Genomic DNA, 15,924 nt, shown 5'->3' on the forward strand with positions numbered 1-15,924 from the left:
GGTATTTCCACGCCGAATCCATCAGAAAAACTGATAGCTATCGACTTTAAAGATCAGCATGCCTGACTTAAAATACGCGCCACCTCTTCTTTACAGGCTTTACATGCAAGGCATCCAACGCAAAATCGTCTACGTCACCGCCTTTGAAATCATCGGCATGGCTATTTCCACGGCCTGGCTGACCCTGCTTTCGGGCGAATCGCCCACCAGCACGGGACCGCTGGCGATCATGATCACCACCATCGCCGTCATCTGGAACCTGCTCTACAACACGGCGTTCGAATACTGGGAAATCCGCCAAGTGTCACGCACGCGCACGGTCTGGCGCCGCATACTGCATGCGATCGGTTTCCAGATCACCCTCGTCATCTACCTGATCCCGCTGATCGCCTGGTGGCTCGATATCAGCCTGTGGCAAGCCTTCGTGCTGGACTTCGCGCTGATGCTGATCATTCCCTGCTACAGCTTCATCTTCAATTACTTCTTCGATGGCCTGTTTGGCGTGCCCCTGTCGGCGCAGCAGCCGAAGGAAGAGGCGCCCGATACTCAGGGCGGGGTCGTTTCCGACGCAGTCAGCAACTGAAGAAAGGCGCGTGCCGCCATGCCCAGCGGCCGGTCCCTCATCCACACCAGGTGGATGGGCACGACCAGGCCGTTGCCGGTATTCTTGAATGCCACGCAGCGCACGCGCCCGGCCGCCAGCGAGTCCTGGATGGCCGAGGCGGCAAAATTGCCCCAGCCCAAACCCGATTCCACCATGGCCAGCGCCATCGGCAAGCTGTCCGTGCGCCAATAGGACAAGCCCACCACGGGGCGCGCATCGGCCAGGTCGAGTTCGCGGCTGGCGACGATGATCTGGCGCAAATTTACCAATTCCTCGATGTACAAGGGCCGGCCTGCCACGTCAGGCGCATGCTGGGTGGAAATAATCGCCAGCAAGGCATCGCTGCCCACCAACTGGAACTGTTCCTCGTGATTGATGCGTCCGCCAGCGAAAGCCATGCAGGCGCTGATGCGGCCACGGTGCAGCATGTCGAGCACATCGTCCTGCGGCGCCGTCAGCACTTCGATGTCGAGCAGCGGATGGCGCTGCGACAGCGCGCGCACGGCGGCCAGGAATGGCGTATGGTCGAGTTCGGCCGCGATGCCCAGCGAAATGCGGCTTTCCAGCCCCTGCGACAATTCCTGCACGTGCAGATGCAACAGCTTCAACTGCTCGGCGATCAGGCGCGCATGCGGTATCAGGGCCGTCGCTGCCGCCGTGGGCACGGCTTCGCGCGCGCCGCGGTCGAACAGCGCGATGCCCAGTTCCGCCTCGATGTTGGCCATCGCCATGCTGACGGCCGACGGTGCCCGCCGCAAGGCGCGCGCGGCGGCCGAGAACGAGCCGCCGTCGACGACGGCCAGGAACAGTTCGATGTTATGGCTGGAGAGTTTCATGGGATGGACGATACAGGCACAGGGGCGGCCAGCGACGGGACTGGCGCCTTTGCCGGGAGTGCCCGGTGAATTTCAAGGCAGGGCGGCGCGCCAGCAACGATAGCCTGCCGGAGCCGCCCTGCGACGACGATCGCCTTAACCTTTCCAGGTGCGCTGCAGACCAGTATCGGCATGGATCCAGCCGCCACGAGGGCCGGAACGGTAATAAAAGCCCACGCCACCCTGCTTGAAGCTGCGCACCAGCGAACCGAGCACTTCCGCGTTCAGATTGGCCACGCGGATATCGGCGGCGCGCCCCGAGATGTGCAGCGACTGGCGCGCAGCCGGCACGCCCGCTTCGCGCAGGCGGCTGTTCGACTCGGCCGTGCGGTAGCCCGACAGGATCTCCAGCGGTTGCTCGATGCCATAACGGGCCACGAACGCCTGTGTGCCCCACAGGGTTTCCAGCAGTTTCGGGTCGATGGGCGCCGTCTTCTTGCCGTTCACGTCGCGCAGCAAGTGGCACAGTTCCTGGTAAGCCGAATCGATGACTTCGCCATCTTTCCAGTACAGCAGCCTGGCCTTTTCATTGCTGGCCGGGCGCACCACTTCCAGGGTACGGGGCTTGAGCCAGAATTCCAGGTCCAGCGCCTGCGCGTCGAAGATGTCGGGAGGCGGTTCGAGCTCGGTGATGGCCTGGCGCGACCGCGAGGTGATCGAACGGTCGACGCTCGCCAGTTGCGTCGGCTGGGCCGGTACGCCCGTGCGCGGCGCTCGCGGCTTGGCGCTGGCCGAAGCCGAGGCGGGAGCGGCCGTGCGCGAGGCGCAGCCGATGAGCGGGGTGGTTACCAGGCCCAGCGCGGCCAGGCCCATACCGTGGTGTAGAAAGTTTCTGCGCGATGCCATAGTCAGTCCAATTTAACGATGGGAATACTATAGCGTATTGTGCTGCGAAGAAAAACCCTCAATGCCTATCGTGTCGCCCTCATTTCAGCATCTGGCGCCCTGGGCGGCGGCGCTGGCCGCAACATCGTGCCTTGCCAGCGCCAGCGCCGTCAACGGTTTATCCAATAAATAGCCCTGGGCGACGATGGGCAAGCCCGTGGTGGTGGCGATGCGCCGCAGCGCGGCCAGCGCGTCCGGCGTGTCGAGGCGCTTGAAGATGACGCGAATTTTCGCCGCATGACACAGGGTGACGAAGCTGGCGACAGCCTGCTCGTCGCTGAGTTTGCCCGCGTCCAGCTTGAACGCATGCGGGTGCAAGCGCTCCAGCAGGCCCGTTGCCTCATGCACGCTGGCCACGTTGATGGCCAGGCGGAAACCGTTGCGGCGGTAATTATCGGCCACGTAGTTGAGCAGCCAGCCCTGGTTCGGCGTGACCGCCGGCAATTGCAGCACGATGCGCCCAATGGGCAAGCCCAGCGCGTCGAGGATACACTGGAAGGCGTGGCCGTGATTGCTGCTGACGGCGCTCAGCAAGCGGTCGTGCACATTCAGGTACAGCTCGGCCTGCTCCGCTTCTGCCTGCCGGAAAAAATTAATGGCATGCAGCATGCGGCACAGCCGGTCCAGCTCCACCGACTCATCGTCGCTGGCCGCGTGATCGAGCAAACGCCACAGCGACAAACCCTCGTCCGCCTTCGACACGCTGCGCGCCAAGCCCTCGAACGCCACCAGTTTGCCGCTGCCCAGTTCGCGCAGCGGCTGGAAGGCGCTGCTCATGGTGCAATTGAAAAAGCGTCCCAGCGCCCTGCCCTCCCCGTCGAGCCAGACACGGGTGCCGGCCTGGGTTTGATGCGACAGACGGGCCAGGTAATTCTTCAGGACGGGAAATGGCATGCGTGCTCCTTCATCGGACTGCGCCAGCTGCCCGCATTGGGAAGACGGCGCCAAAGCAGGCAGAGTAAGGCAAGCCCAGGCAAAGCAGAACGAATGGTTTCGCCATTTGATATGCGGCCAGCACATAAGGGGTGCGACGGCCAGCGCATAACGATACTCGGAAACATTCCTTCCCGCCCCCAGGCCCGGGCTTTACTGTGGACGTGTACCGACACCATCAGAAGGGGCAGCCATGTGCCAGTTACTCGCAATGAACAGCAGCAAGCCGGCCGCATTGGGATTTTCCTTTGCCGGTTTTGCCGAACGGGGCGGACGCACGGACGAGCACCGCGACGGCTGGGGCATCGCTTATCATTCCAGTAGCGGCTGCACCTTGCTGACGGATCACCTGGCGGCCATCGATTCGCCGCTGGCCGCCACGGTGCAGCAGCATCCGGTGAAAGCGAGGAATATTGTCGCGCACATCCGCAAGGCCACACACGGCCGCATCGCGCCAGAGAACACCCATCCGTTCGCCCGCGACTTGTGGGGCAAGACCTGGTCCTTCGCCCACAACGGTGACTTGAAGTCGTGGCGCCCGCCCGCCAATACGCACTATCACGCCAGCGGCGACACGGACAGCGAACAGGCTTTCTGCCACCTGCTGGGCCACTTGCGCACGCAGTTTCCCCAGGGGGCACCCGCGCGCGCCGCGCTGCGCGCCGCCATCGCCGAGGTCGCCACGGAGATCGCCGCGCACGGCAGCTTCAATTTCATCCTGTCGGACGGCGAGCTGCTGTTTGCCCACTGTTCCACGCATTTGCACTATGTACTACGCGCATACCCGTTTTCCGTGGCGCAGCTGATCGATTGCGAGCGCAGCATCGACTTTCGCCAGCACAATCACCTGGACGACCGCATCGCCGTCATCGCCACGCATCCGCTGACGCAAAACGAGGACTGGCTGGCGTTTGCACCCGGCGAACTGAAACTGTTTGCCGGCGGCACCGTGCTGCCAGCACACGATAGCGCGCCGCAAGGCGTTTATCTCCAGATCAGTTACTGAGGGACAGCAAGATAGCGGAGGGAAAGGCCCGCCGCCGGATGGGCGGGCCGAGGCGCAAAATAACCGTCAGGCCGTATTGCAGTTACAAAAGCGCTTGCGCTTGGGGTCGCCGCTGGACATGCCTGCGGGGTCAATCTGTTTCCAACAAAAAATCGTTTCCACGCCATAGGGCGAGCGCACATTGCCCGCCTCAACATAGCCCAGCTTGACGAAAAACGCCTGGCTGCTGGCCGTGCTGTGCAGTTGGAGGGCCTTGATGCCCCACTCGCGCGCCTGCGTTTCCAATTGCGCCACCAGCGCCTTGCCGGCGCCGCGGCCTTGCGCCTCGGGCAGCAGGTAGCACAGGGCCAGCTTGCCGGCGCGTGTCAGCAAGCCAACGCCGACGACGGCGCCCGCCTCGACGGCGACCAGCGAAAAATTAGTCGGCGACGCAAACCAGCACGCCACCATCTGCGGTGTTTTATTGCCCAGCCAGGCTTCCAGGATGGCCGGATCGTCCCGATGATCGAGGCTGCAGCATTCGACGATGGAGCGTCGTAATACGTTGCACGCTTCGAAAGCGTCGGTCGATGTTGCAATACGAATTTCAAGACTCATGTACGCTCACAAAATATTCCAGTTGCCGATGCAGACGGTTTTACCCCTGTATCGTGCGATTCGACTATACACCAAGCGGCGCAATCGGGTTTTTTGCCGCACGCCACGGACCGGTTTTGCCTATGGCGCAATGCCTGCAGACTAAGTGCTGTTGCGCACCTTGCCCACGAATGTTTCCAGAAATCCATATCTGTTTTTTAGCGCAAACGGAAATCAAGTCTAAGCATATTACGAAAAATTCGTTTCTTTTCCGGCAGGAATTTTAGACCATGTCTATCTATTCTCACAACAAGAGCCCAACATGACCGATCTCAACGCCGTATCGACTGCCGCAGCAACCTTCGCCCAACGCTCGCGCCGCTGGTTCCTGGCCAGCGCCCTGGCCGCTGCCGCCATAAGCCTGCCGATGGCCGCCAGCGCCGCCGAACCGGTGGTCTTGCTGAACGCGTCCTACGACGTGATGCGCGAATTGTTCAAGGACGTGAATCCCGCATTTATTGCAGATTGGAAAGCCAAAACGGGAGAAACCATTACCATCAAGCAATCGCACGGTGGGTCGAGCAAGCAGGCACGCTCCGTCGCCGATGGACTGGAGGCGTCCGTCGTGACCATGAACCAGGCCAATGATATCGACCTCCTCGTCGACCGCGGCCTGGTGGTGGCAGACTGGGCCAAGAAATTCCCGAACAATGCGGCGCCGTTTTACTCGACCATGGTGTATCTGGTACGCAAAGGCAACCCTAAACACATCAAGGATTGGGACGACCTGGCCAAGCCCGGCATCAAGGTCATTGTGCCGAACCCGAAAACCTCGGGCAACGGCCGCTACACCTATCTGGCAGCCTGGGGCTATGCCGTGAAAAAAGGCGGCAGCGAAGCGCAAGCGCGCGAACTCGTAAGCAAGCTGTTCAAGAACGTGCCCGTGCTCGATGGCGGCGGCCGCGGCGCCACCACCACGTTTACCCAGCGTGAAATCGGCGACGTGCTGGTGACGTTTGAAAATGAAGTGCAACTGGTGCGCGCCGAATTCGGCGACAACTTCGAGGTGGTGTATCCGAGCATCTCCATCCTGGCCGAATCACCGGTGGCCGTCGTCGACAAGGTCGTCGACCGCCGCGGCGTCCGCAAGCAGGCCACGGCCTACCTGCAATACCTGTACTCGGAGCCGGGCCAGGAACTGGTCGCCAAGCACTATCTGCGCCCCCGTTCGGCCACAGTTGCCAAGAAATATGCGGCCAGCTTCAAACCGATCACCCTGTTTACCGTCGATGACGTCTTTGGCGGTTGGAAACAGGCGCAAAAGAAACACTTTGACGATGGCGGCGAGTTCGACAAGATTTATCAGAAGTAATCTGAGCTGCATCAATCAACAACCGGGATTTATCCCGGTTTTTTTATGGCGGTGTGCCGGCGTCCCACTCCAGAGCGCTGAACAGGCTGGCGATCTCGCTGCTGCGCTGCGTGCCCGTCTTGGCCAGGATGGCCTGGATCTGACTGCGCACGGTACTGATGCGCACGCCCTGCCGTTGCGCGTACCCGGCAGGCTCCATCCCGTCCGCCAACGCCAGCGCCAGCGCCCACTCAGCGCCCGTCAAGCGGAATGGCCGCTCGAACGCACCTGGCCAATGCCGCAGCCCTGTCCTGAACAGGGGCCGCAGGGACAACATGGCCATCACTGCCCCATCACCGACAGCGTGCTGCCCGATGCACACAGGCAGCGGCAGGATACCTATTTCCAAGGCCGGCCGGCCATCCTCATCAGCGGCATACAAGGGCGCCGGACGCGGGCAGGCCAGCCCTGCGCACACTTGCCGCACGCGTTGCGCCAACTGCTGCTGCACCGAACTGACGCGCACATCCACGCTGCTGCCACGCACGGCAATCAAGGGCCGAACCGGGGGCGTGGCAGCCAGCAGCCGCTGCGCCGCCTGGTTCATAAAGACCAGCCGCAGGCCGGCGTCGACCAGCAAGATCGCGCGGGGCAAGACATCGAGCGCAGCCCAGGCCAGCCCACCATGCGCCTGGGCTTGCTGCGCCGTATCGCGCAGACGAAACACATTCGGCAAATGTGCGAGCACGCGCTGCAGTTGGCCATGCGTGCGCCGGTCAAAGCGGCCCTGGCCGGCTGCGCGGTGCGCGGACAGGATGGTCGGCGCGCCGTTATCGGGGACGACGCCACTGCACGAATAGCGCACGCCCGCGCGCAGGTAAAAATCCTGGAAATACTCGCTACGCGCCACGGCCTGGTCGCTGAAATAGTCTTGCATCAGGTGCATGCGCCCCGGCGGCCCCCGCGTCAGGACCGCATAGCCGGGATCGAGCGCGTGATAGTAGCGGCGGTAACCGTGCTCCCACGCTTGCTCGTCCAGGCCCGTGACACAGGCACGCGAAGGCGCCGTTCCCGCTTCCGCTTTCAGGAAACAGCAGGCTACGTCGCCACCAGCGAGCCGCGCGAACGCACGCAGGGCCGCATCCCACTGCGCCGGCTCCAGTGCCGCCCGGTAAAAAGCGGCAATGACCGGATCAGCCCCCTCCTTGTCCATCCGTCCCCCCTGGCTGAAAAAAATTGGCAAACCCGTGCCACGTCCTTCAATTGAAGGATACGCGGCAGTGACCAGGCACGCACCATGGCATCGCTGGCGCCGGCCATGCCAGCGACGTAGCCATGGCCGGCATGGCTACGTCGGCAAGCCAGGAAGTCCGCATGCTTAAGACAGCGCAGGACGGTACAAGTTCTGCCAGCGCCACGGACGGCAACGCCGTGCAGTCACAGGCCGGCGCCGGCACGCGACGCGATGAGCGAGCCGGACTCGAAGGGCAGCTTGCCGACCAACTGGCCCAAAGCCAGTCCGGTGCAAACGGCGGGAATGGCATGCCGGCATCGCTGTATGCCAGCACGATAGAAGGAGCACTTGACCGAGATGTGCATCACCCTCATCAATCATCCGAAGAAATACGTGGAAATGTGAGAGCACCACAAGGAAGTGATGAAGCAATGCAAGGAGGCGCTGAGGGCGGACTTGCTCCCCGGTACTACTCAGCCCTATAGCGTCACCATGCGCCTTCTCGCGGATGGCGTGCTGCACTTGCCTGATGCGCAGGACTACGCACGGCTGCAGGCACCAGCCGGACGTGGTTGCCTCGTCGCCAAGAGCTTGCACTTCCGGCTCCCGCGCACAGGCGAATAATATGCTTGCATCAGCACTTTCGCACGCGTTCCGCATATCGATATGCGCATCGATTCGTGGTCAAAAATCGGCGCGCGCCGTACTCTGGCCATGTCGCGCCGCACGGCGCATTAAGGGCACAAAGGAAAACTCATGGCTATCTCGGAAGTGAATGTACGCAACCAGTTCAGCGGCAAGATCAAGGAAATCATCTTTGGCCCCGTGGTGTCGGAAGTGGACGTGGAAACGCCGCACGGCATCGTCACCTCGGTGATCACCTCGCGTTCGATCAAGGACCTGGACTTGAAAGTGGGCAGCGAAGTCATCGCCCTGGTGAAATCGACGGAGGTGTCGATCGCCAAGATCCAGTAAGCAAAGTACCGCCGCCGATCGCCCCGCCCCGCCAAGTGCGGGGCGTTTGCATTGCTGGCTAATCGCGGAACAAATGCGTGAACGTACGACTGACGGGCAATTTTTCCGCGCTGCCACGCACCAGTACCTGCATGCGCTCGGCGTCGATGCGCTCGGCCGCTTCGATGGCTTTCACGTTGACCATGGTGCCGCGGTGGATTTGCCAGAATTGATCGGGATCGAGCCCGCCCAGCAAATCCTTCAGCGGCGTGCGCACCAGCGCTTCCGAGCCGGCCAGCACCACGCGCGTGTACTTGGTGTCGGCCTGGAAGAACAGCACGTCGTCGATGTCGATCAGGCGGATCTGCTTGCCCACGCTGGCCCTGATCCACTTCAGTTTTTCGCGCGGCGGCGCCGGCAGCGCGGCACGCAGCGATTGCAGCAAGTGGGCCATGTCGGCCGGCGGCGCGCCGAGCTTGTCGCGCAAACGGGCCAGCGCCCGCTGCAAGCGCTCGGCCTGCACGGGTTTCAACAGATAATCGACGGCGCCCGCGTCGAAGGCATCGACGGCGTACTGGTCGTAGGCCGTGACGAACACCACGTGGGCGCGCTTGCCGATGCGCTCGGCCACTTCCAGGCCGGACAGTCCCGGCATGCGAATGTCGAGGAAGACCACGTCCGGCTCGTGCTCGAGGAAGCCGTCCCAGGCATCGTTGCCGTTTTCCGCCACCAGCACGATGCGCGCCTCGGGCCAGGCCAGCGCCAGCATCGTCTGCAGGCGCTCGCGCATCAGCGGTTCGTCTTCGGCGATCAGGATGGTGGAGTTCATGCGGCGGGATCTTTCAGGCTGGATGCAATTTTAATGGGCAGTACTATTTCAGCGATCACGCCACCGTCTTCGCCATCGCGCAGGGTCAAGCTGGCGGCCGGATCGGACAGCAAGAGCCGGCTGCGTACGTTTTCCAGGCCCAGTCCGCCGCCTTCCACCGGTACCGCGCCCAGGCCCACGCCCGTGTCCTGCAAGAACAGGCGCAGCTTGCCATTCTCCATCAGCACGGCAGACAGGTGCACTGTGCCACCGCGCAAGGCTGGCTCGATGCCATGCTTGATGGCGTTTTCCGCCAGGGTCAGCAAGATCATGCTGGGGATCATTGCCTGCGCAAGCGCGTCGGGCAAATCCAGGCTGAAGCGCAACCGCGCACCCATGCGCGCCTGCATCACGCGCAGGTAGGCTGCCACCATGTCGAATTCACTCTGCAAGGTCACGTGCTCGCTGCGCATCTCGGCCAGGCTGGCGCGCAAAAAAGCGATCAGGTCGGCCGTCAGCGCCGCCGCCCTCGGCGCGCCATGGGCCCCCTGCTCGGCCAGTTGCTGCACCGCGCCCAGGGTATTGAACAGGAAATGCGGCTCGATCTGCGCGCGCAGCAGGCGCAGCTGCGATTCGCTCAGTTCGCGCGCCAGACGGTCGCGCTCGGCATCTTGCTGCAACTGCAGAGTCAGTGCTTCGTACTGGCGGTTGCGCCAGGTGGTCACGATTGCCAGCGGCACCATGTAAAACAAACCGGCCACCAGCAAGGCGATGCCGCCCACGCGCAGCAATCGCTCGAAGGCCATGCCCATGGAACCGGTATCGCTCAGGCCAGCCAGCAGCACGCCGGCCGCGGCCCCTGCCGCGCAGGTCGACACGATCCGCAAGAATTTCTTGAACTTGTTGCGCACGGAACTGCGGTAATTGAACCACACGCCAACCAGGCCCCACGCCAGCGCAAAGCCCATGCCGTTGCTGAAGGCCAGGGCCTTGAGCAATTCGAATCTGGCCGGCAGCAGCAGGTGCAGGACGACGCCGATGGCGCTGAACATCAGCATCAGCTTGAATGCGGCGATGTAAAAGCCGGCGCCGCGGTACTTGAGCAGGAAATCGTGCAATTGCTGGCGCTCGATCGGCGTCAGCTTGACCAGTTTCATGGCGACGTAGCGGCGTACCCGTCCCTGGACCTGCGCCGCCACCTCGGGATGTTTCAGCACCCGCAGCGATTCTTCATCGATGCTGCGGTACCAGTGCGTATATTTTTTTAACACGATGCTTTCTCCGTGGTCTGTGATTCAGGCATGAACGCAGTCTACGGTGCCACCGTTGCAGGGCATAGCACGGGGCGACGAAGCACGAAGGGGCAGGCATCAACGACGAAGCGCACGCTGCCTGCCAGAGCATCGCTGCCAATCTTGCTGAAATAATACGAAGTTTCCAAGACGAAATCAATAATGGCGTAACAATTTTCACTACGGCAAGAATAGCCGTTTTTATTTGCCAAATTGGCCGCAACACCGCTTGTCTCGGGCCTGTACCATAGACATCGCTTGATCTTTAATGGTATTGTTTAAACTTGGCAAATATTGCTTCCGAGACACACGCCGCGTGCCCCGCGCGGCCCGGTCCCGGCTTTGCGCGCAGCGCCCTCGATGGCGCCCCAAAACTGCTTTCCCACATACAAAATCCCATGCTCAAAAAAATGTTCGCCGCGGTGCTGATGACGCTTTCGACAGCGGCCATCGCCGTGCCCTTCGGTTCCCAGTCGATACTGGTGGTCGAAGATGGCACAGGTAAAGTCTTGCTTGAAAAAAATTCCAACGTGGTGGTGCCCATCGCCTCGCTGACCAAACTCATGACGGCCATGGTCGTGCTCGACTCCAAGGCCAATATGCAGGAAGAGATCAGCATCGACCGCGAGGATGTCGACACCTTGAAACACAGCACCTCGCGCGTACCCGTGGGCGCCACATTGACGCGCCACGACGTGCTGCAACTGGCGCTGATGTCATCCGACAACCGTGCCGCCGCGTCGCTGGCGCGCACCTTCCCCGGTGGCCCGACGGCATTCGCCGTGGCCGTCAACGCCAAGATCAAGGCCCTGGGCATGCGCCAGACCGTCATCGAAGAGCCGACGGGCCTGTCGCCGAACAACCAGTCGACGGCAGCGGACCTCGTCAAGATGGCCGTGGCCGCCTCGCGCTACCCGGAAATCAGCCGCATCACCACCGATTCGAAGGACGTGATCCAGATCAAGGGCCGCGATGTGGAATACCACAACACGAACCGCCTGGTGGGCGCCAAGGGCTGGGATATCGGCCTGTCGAAAACGGGCTACACGAATGAGGCGGGCCGCTGCCTGATCATGCGCATCAAGTCGGCCGGCAAGTTCGCCACCATGATCTTGCTCAATGCGCGCGCCAATTCCGTGCGCGCCATGGATGCCGTCAACATCCGCCGCATGCTGGCGGCCGAAAACGGCATCGAAGAGCCGAAAGTGAAGCGCGCCTCCGTCAGCCGGCATAAAAAAGCACCGGCAAAACCATCGAAACGCCGGCGCGCCAAATAATTATTTCGCTTGCCGGTTGGTCATGACCACGCCGGCTATCGTCACCGCGCCGCCCACCAGCATGGATACCAGCACGGATTCGCCCAGCAGCGCCGCCGCCAGCACGATGCCGAACACGGGCACGAGGTTGTTGAACACGGCCGTGCGCGACGGTCCCAGCGCTTTCACGCCTTCGTAATACCAGACAAAGCCGATCACCGTGCCGAACACGCCCAGGTAGGCGATGGCGGCCCACACTTGCCAGCCAAAGCTATGCCATGGCACGCTGGGAAATTCCACCACCGCCCCCACCAGCAAAAAGGCCAGGCCCCACATCGAGGCATACGTGGTGGCGGCGATCGGGCTCAAGCCCTTCAGCGCCACCCGGCCGATCAGCGTGTAGGCGGCCCAGCTGGAGATGCCGCAGAACATGAACACTTCGCCCATACCGATGCCGCCGCCGGTGCCGTGCAGCACGCCGGCGAGATCGCCGCGCGTGATGACGATGGCCGTGCCGCAAAACGCCAGCATGATGCCCAGCCACTTGAAGGAACCGAGGCGTTCGCGGAACAGCATGGCCGAAGCCAGCGCCGTGACGATGGGGTTCAGGGCCACGAACAGGGCCGTGCGCCCGGCCGGCATGCGCGACAGGGCCGCCAGGAAGCACAGGTTATACAAGAAGATGCCCGTCAGGCCAAGCGCCGCCGTCGTCGCCAGCTGCTTGCGGTCCAGGCGTGGCAAGCCCCCTTCCAGTTTCCATGCCAGCACGACCAGCAGCAGCACGGCCACGCCGAAGCGCCCGCTGGCGGCCGTCATGGGCGGCATCTGCTGCGCCAGCACGCGCCCGGCGATAAAGGTGCCGCCCCAAAACAGGGCGACGAAAATCAGTTTGATATACACGAGCGGCGATTGCACGGCAGGCAGAGCAGCTGAAGGTAGGGCGGAAGTGCGCATGGAAAGTCCTATGATGTCGCTGGTACAGCGGAGGCTGCACGTGCGGTATGCTTATATATTAATACTAATATCAACTCATGAAATAATGAGCAAATACTCATAGCGCAGGAAAACCACACCATGACCTTCACGCAACTGGAAATTTTTACCCTGGTGGCCGAACTGCACGGCTTTTCCGCCGCCGCCGCGCAACTGGGCATCAGCCAGTCAGCCGTCTCGCACGCCTTGAAGGCGCTGGAAAAGGAGATGGGCGTGGACCTCATCGTGCGCCACCAGGCCTCGGCCGAGCTGACTGACGTGGGCCGCCAGTTGCTGGTGCGTGCGCGCGAAATCCTCGGCCTGTCGGAAGCCATGCGCCAGGAAGCGGCCGATGTGCTGGGCCAGCGCCAGGGCAGCTTGCGCATCGGCTCCTTCGGTCCCACCTCGTCCTTGAACCTGCTGCCGGCCATCACGGCGCAATTCCGCCTGCGCTATCCCGGCATCGCCCTGCGCATCGACGAAGGCGCCGACCATGAAGTGGTGCAGTGGATACGCGAACGCAGGGTCGACGTGGGCTTCGTCGTGCTGCCCGACGAGCGTTTCGATACGGCGCCGCTGGTGGAAGACCAGATGATGGCGCTGGTGCCGCGCAGCCACCCGCTGGCCAGCGAAACCACCATCACCTTGGCGCAGCTGTGCGAAGGGCCGTTCATCATGTCCGAGGCGGGCTGCGCCTGCCTGATCGAACCCCTGTTCGCCGACGCGGGCTTGCAGCCGCACGTGCCCTATCGCATCAGCCAGGTGATCACCATCCTCGACATGGTCAGCCGCGGCGACGGCCTGTCCATCGTGGCCGAACTGGCCCTGCCGCAGCGCCTGCGCGAACAGTACCCGGACTTGCTGGCCCTGCCCTTGAACCCGCCCGTCAGCCGCAAGGTGGGCCTGGCCGTGCGCGACCGGCGCCAGAACACGCCGGCCACCAACGCGTTCTTTGAAGTGGCGAAACAGATGGCGCCTACCCTGGCGCCACGGCGCGCCTGACAGTTGACAAGTTTAAAACGTCTCCCACTCCTCGCTGCGTTCCGGCTTGGCGGCGGACGTTTTTGCCGGACGGCTGGCGAGGCGCGGCGCGATGGCTGCGCGCACCACGGGCCTGGCCGGCGGCGGCACGGCGACCTGTCCTTCATCGAGCTTGAACACGCCCACCACCTGCGACAGGGTGCTGGCCTGGTCTTGCAGGCTTTCCGCGGCAGCCGCCGCCTCTTCCACCAGGGCCGCATTTTGCTGCGTCACCTGGTCCATTTGCGCAATCGCCTGATTCACCTGTTCGATGCCCGAGCTTTGTTCGACGCTGGCGGCCGTGATCTCGCCCATGATGTCGGTGACGCGGCGCACGCTGTCGACGATTTCCTGCATCGTCGCGCCAGCCTCGTCGACCAGGCGCGCGCCCGAATCGACCTTGGCCACCGAATCGTCGATCAGCAGCTTGATTTCCTTCGCTGCGCCAGCGGATCGCTGAGCCAGATTACGCACTTCCGTCGCCACCACGGCAAAGCCCCGTCCCTGCTCGCCCGCGCGCGCCGCTTCCACCGCCGCGTTCAAGGCCAGGATATTCGTCTGGAAGGCGATGCCATCGATGACGCTGATGATATCGACGATCTTCTTCGAGGAATCGTTGATCGAGGCCATGGTATCGACCACCTGCGCCACCACTTGCCCGCCCTTGCTGGCCACGCCGGATGCCGATTGCGCCATCTGGTTGGCCTGGCGCGCATTGTCCGCATTCTGTTTTACCGTGCTGGTCAGCTCTTCCATCGAGGCGGCCGTTTCTTCCAGCGAACTGGCCTGCTGTTCCGTGCGCGACGACAGGTCCTGGTTGCCGGCGGCGATTTCCATCGACGAGACCTTCACCGATTCGCTTGCCGTGCGGATTTTCACCAGCACGGCGGCGATCTTGTCGATGAAGCGGTTGAAGGCGCCGGCGATCTGCGCCAGTTCATCCACGCCGGAAGCGTCGAGGCGGCGCGTCAAATCGCCTTCTCCGGAAGCGATGTCGTCAAGCGCATCGCGCACCAGTTCCAGGCGCTTGAGCATGTTGAACACCAGCAGCGACAGCAACACCGCCGCCGCGCCGGCCAGCAGCACGGCCGTGACGGTGGCCGTAGTCAGCATCGTCTGCAAGGCTTGCATGGCTTCCTGCTGGTCGAGCACCACGGCCAGCAGCCAATCGGTGCCCGCCACGCGCGTGACGTACAGCATGCCGTCACGCTCGTTCAAACGCACTGCCTCGCTCGTGCGCGTGCTTTCCAGCCGGTTGACCTGCGCGGCCGACAGCGCCGCATCGATTTTGCCCACCGGCTGCAGGCTCAGGTCCTTGTTCGCATGGGCGATAATGGTGCCGCTCTGGTCGACCAGGAAGGCAAAGCTGTGCGGCGTCGGCTTGATCGCCACCACGTTGGCGATCACCGTGTCGAGCAGCACATCGGCGCCCGCCACGCCGCTAAGTGCCTCTTTCGGGCCGACGGGCGCCGTAAACGACACCACCAGCTTGTGGCTGGCCGCATCCACATACGGCGGCGTCAGCATCGGCACGCCGGCCTTGACGGTGTCCGTGTACCAGGCGCGCGCCGTGGGATCGAAATCGGCCGGGCGTCCCGGATGGGTAAACACGGAGCGCTTGTCCGCATAGCCGATGAACACTTCCGCAAAATCGCCGGCCTTTTCCGCGATCTGGAAGGCGCGCAGCGGATCGGGCGTCTCGGCCGACATGACGACGGACGCCATGACCTTTTTCTTGCCATCGACCCATTGCGCCAGCACGGCCGACTGGCTTTGCAGCAGTTGCTGCATCTGCTGGTCGGATGACGCCAGCATGCTGCTGCGCGTGGTGACGTAATTGGCGACCGACAAGGCCAGCATGGACAGCACGACGATGGAAACGCAAATGAGCACCAGACGCGTGCGAAGAGAAGACAACATGATGGACTCCTGGTTTTGATTTTGATGGTGTGACACAGCGCTGTCGCCCTGCCACCCTGCTCTTGCATTCTCACACAAAAATCGGAACAATATTATTCAATATTCGAAATAATAAACATTTATTCCATCAAAGCAACACCATTCTTTATTGCCGCTCCACCATGATTGCCGCATAGTTAATTTTTTAAACAGTATCGCCGTTCGTTTGACCACGTCATCCTGGCCTGCGCGCGCTGCG

General features: G+C 62.5%; 15 protein-coding genes. 6 read left to right on the forward strand and 9 right to left on the reverse strand.

Translation table 11 applies throughout. The annotated features are described in order from the left end of the window. Window positions 1-103: 103 nt before the first annotated feature. Window positions 104-583: a PACE efflux transporter gene (locus tag K0F85_RS17500; RefSeq protein WP_219117236.1), complete on the forward strand. Its 480-nt coding sequence runs from the start codon at window positions 104-106 to the stop codon at window positions 581-583. Here K0F85_RS17500 and K0F85_RS17505 read toward each other — a convergent pair. From K0F85_RS17505 to K0F85_RS17515, 3 genes are all read right to left on the reverse strand, one after another. Next, a complete protein-coding gene (locus K0F85_RS17505; protein WP_219117237.1) occupies window positions 547-1,440 on the reverse strand; it encodes a LysR family transcriptional regulator in 894 nt (297 codons plus the stop codon). The two genes, K0F85_RS17500 and K0F85_RS17505, sit on opposite strands and share 37 nt — an antisense overlap. A gap of 135 nt (window positions 1,441-1,575) precedes the next feature. After that, complete coding sequence (locus K0F85_RS17510) at window positions 1,576-2,292, reverse strand: DUF882 domain-containing protein (protein WP_219117270.1); 717 nt, start codon at window positions 2,290-2,292, stop codon at window positions 1,576-1,578. Between the two features lie 117 nt (window positions 2,293-2,409). Beyond that, window positions 2,410-3,258, reverse strand: a complete 849-nt coding sequence (locus K0F85_RS17515) for an EAL domain-containing protein (RefSeq protein ID WP_219117238.1) — start codon at window positions 3,256-3,258, stop codon at window positions 2,410-2,412. Window positions 3,259-3,490: 232 nt separating this feature from the next. Here K0F85_RS17515 and K0F85_RS17520 point away from each other — a divergent pair, with 232 nt between their 5' ends. After that, the gene (locus K0F85_RS17520) at window positions 3,491-4,303 is read left to right on the forward strand and encodes a class II glutamine amidotransferase (RefSeq protein WP_219117239.1); all 813 of its coding nucleotides are present in this window, start codon (window positions 3,491-3,493) and stop codon (window positions 4,301-4,303) included. 66 nt (window positions 4,304-4,369) lie between these two features. Here K0F85_RS17520 and K0F85_RS17525 read toward each other — a convergent pair whose 3' ends face one another. Then, the gene (locus tag K0F85_RS17525) at window positions 4,370-4,900 is read right to left on the reverse strand and encodes a GNAT family N-acetyltransferase (protein ID WP_219117240.1); all 531 of its coding nucleotides are present in this window, start codon (window positions 4,898-4,900) and stop codon (window positions 4,370-4,372) included. A gap of 301 nt (window positions 4,901-5,201) precedes the next feature. Here K0F85_RS17525 and K0F85_RS17530 point away from each other — a divergent pair, with 301 nt between their 5' ends. After that, window positions 5,202-6,251, forward strand: a complete 1,050-nt coding sequence (locus K0F85_RS17530; RefSeq protein WP_219117241.1) for a sulfate ABC transporter substrate-binding protein — start codon at window positions 5,202-5,204, stop codon at window positions 6,249-6,251. Window positions 6,252-6,294: 43 nt separating this feature from the next. Here the strand turns inward: K0F85_RS17530 and K0F85_RS17535 are convergent, their stop codons facing one another. After that, window positions 6,295-7,473 carry a LuxR family transcriptional regulator gene (locus K0F85_RS17535; protein WP_219117242.1) on the reverse strand — a complete coding sequence of 393 codons (1,179 nt, stop codon included), beginning with the start codon at window positions 7,471-7,473 and terminating at the stop codon, window positions 6,295-6,297. Between the two features lie 747 nt (window positions 7,474-8,220). On the opposite strand from K0F85_RS17535, the gene K0F85_RS17540 reads away from it, so the two are divergent. Beyond that, window positions 8,221-8,439 carry a molybdopterin-binding protein gene (locus K0F85_RS17540; protein ID WP_099759594.1) on the forward strand — a complete coding sequence of 73 codons (219 nt, stop codon included), beginning with the start codon at window positions 8,221-8,223 and terminating at the stop codon, window positions 8,437-8,439. A 58-nt stretch (window positions 8,440-8,497) separates the two neighbouring features. Here K0F85_RS17540 and K0F85_RS17545 read toward each other — a convergent pair whose 3' ends face one another. Together K0F85_RS17545 and K0F85_RS17550 are read right to left on the reverse strand one after the other, a co-directional pair. Continuing rightward, window positions 8,498-9,247 (reverse strand): LytTR family DNA-binding domain-containing protein, encoded by a 750-nt coding sequence (locus K0F85_RS17545; protein ID WP_219117243.1) that lies wholly within the window; start codon window positions 9,245-9,247, stop codon window positions 8,498-8,500. Beyond that, window positions 9,244-10,497: a sensor histidine kinase gene (locus tag K0F85_RS17550; RefSeq protein ID WP_219117244.1), complete on the reverse strand. Its 1,254-nt coding sequence runs from the start codon at window positions 10,495-10,497 to the stop codon at window positions 9,244-9,246. Before K0F85_RS17550 ends, K0F85_RS17545 begins: the two co-directional genes overlap by 4 nt. A gap of 419 nt (window positions 10,498-10,916) precedes the next feature. Here K0F85_RS17550 and K0F85_RS17555 point away from each other — a divergent pair, with 419 nt between their 5' ends. Further along, window positions 10,917-11,795 carry a serine hydrolase gene (locus K0F85_RS17555; protein ID WP_219117245.1) on the forward strand — a complete coding sequence of 293 codons (879 nt, stop codon included), beginning with the start codon at window positions 10,917-10,919 and terminating at the stop codon, window positions 11,793-11,795. On the opposite strand, the gene K0F85_RS17560 is transcribed toward K0F85_RS17555, so the two are convergent. After that, window positions 11,796-12,728 carry a DMT family transporter gene (locus tag K0F85_RS17560; protein WP_219117246.1) on the reverse strand — a complete coding sequence of 311 codons (933 nt, stop codon included), beginning with the start codon at window positions 12,726-12,728 and terminating at the stop codon, window positions 11,796-11,798. It abuts the gene before it with no gap. Between the two features lie 120 nt (window positions 12,729-12,848). On the opposite strand from K0F85_RS17560, the gene K0F85_RS17565 reads away from it, so the two are divergent. Continuing rightward, window positions 12,849-13,748: a LysR family transcriptional regulator gene (locus K0F85_RS17565; protein WP_219117247.1), complete on the forward strand. Its 900-nt coding sequence runs from the start codon at window positions 12,849-12,851 to the stop codon at window positions 13,746-13,748. Window positions 13,749-13,760: 12 nt separating this feature from the next. On the opposite strand, the gene K0F85_RS17570 is transcribed toward K0F85_RS17565, so the two are convergent. Continuing rightward, window positions 13,761-15,686, reverse strand: a complete 1,926-nt coding sequence (locus tag K0F85_RS17570) for a methyl-accepting chemotaxis protein (RefSeq protein WP_219117248.1) — start codon at window positions 15,684-15,686, stop codon at window positions 13,761-13,763. Between the last annotated feature and the right edge of the window lie 238 nt (window positions 15,687-15,924).

This window comes from Janthinobacterium sp. UMAB-56, assembly GCF_900095265.1.
Classification (GTDB): domain Bacteria; phylum Pseudomonadota; class Gammaproteobacteria; order Burkholderiales; family Burkholderiaceae_D; genus Janthinobacterium.

Excerpts from the sequence above, each read along its gene's own strand:
- K0F85_RS17505 (WP_219117237.1), bottom strand. The coding sequence starts at position 1,440 with ATGAAACTCTCCAGCCATAACATCGAACTGTTCCTGGCCGTCGTCGAC.
- K0F85_RS17545 (WP_219117243.1), bottom strand. The coding sequence starts at position 9,247 with ATGAACTCCACCATCCTGATCGCCGAAGACGAACCGCTGATGCGCGAG.
- K0F85_RS17520 (WP_219117239.1), top strand. The coding sequence starts at position 3,491 with ATGTGCCAGTTACTCGCAATGAACAGCAGCAAGCCGGCCGCATTGGGA.
- K0F85_RS17515 (WP_219117238.1), bottom strand. The coding sequence starts at position 3,258 with ATGCCATTTCCCGTCCTGAAGAATTACCTGGCCCGTCTGTCGCATCAA.
- K0F85_RS17570 (WP_219117248.1), bottom strand. The coding sequence starts at position 15,686 with ATGTTGTCTTCTCTTCGCACGCGTCTGGTGCTCATTTGCGTTTCCATC.
- K0F85_RS17530 (WP_219117241.1), top strand. The coding sequence starts at position 5,202 with ATGACCGATCTCAACGCCGTATCGACTGCCGCAGCAACCTTCGCCCAA.
- K0F85_RS17500 (WP_219117236.1), top strand. The coding sequence starts at position 104 with ATGCAAGGCATCCAACGCAAAATCGTCTACGTCACCGCCTTTGAAATC.
- K0F85_RS17540 (WP_099759594.1), top strand. The coding sequence starts at position 8,221 with ATGGCTATCTCGGAAGTGAATGTACGCAACCAGTTCAGCGGCAAGATC.
- K0F85_RS17525 (WP_219117240.1), bottom strand. The coding sequence starts at position 4,900 with ATGAGTCTTGAAATTCGTATTGCAACATCGACCGACGCTTTCGAAGCG.
- K0F85_RS17510 (WP_219117270.1), bottom strand. The coding sequence starts at position 2,292 with ATGGGCCTGGCCGCGCTGGGCCTGGTAACCACCCCGCTCATCGGCTGC.
- K0F85_RS17560 (WP_219117246.1), bottom strand. The coding sequence starts at position 12,728 with ATGCGCACTTCCGCCCTACCTTCAGCTGCTCTGCCTGCCGTGCAATCG.
- K0F85_RS17565 (WP_219117247.1), top strand. The coding sequence starts at position 12,849 with ATGACCTTCACGCAACTGGAAATTTTTACCCTGGTGGCCGAACTGCAC.
- K0F85_RS17555 (WP_219117245.1), top strand. The coding sequence starts at position 10,917 with ATGCTCAAAAAAATGTTCGCCGCGGTGCTGATGACGCTTTCGACAGCG.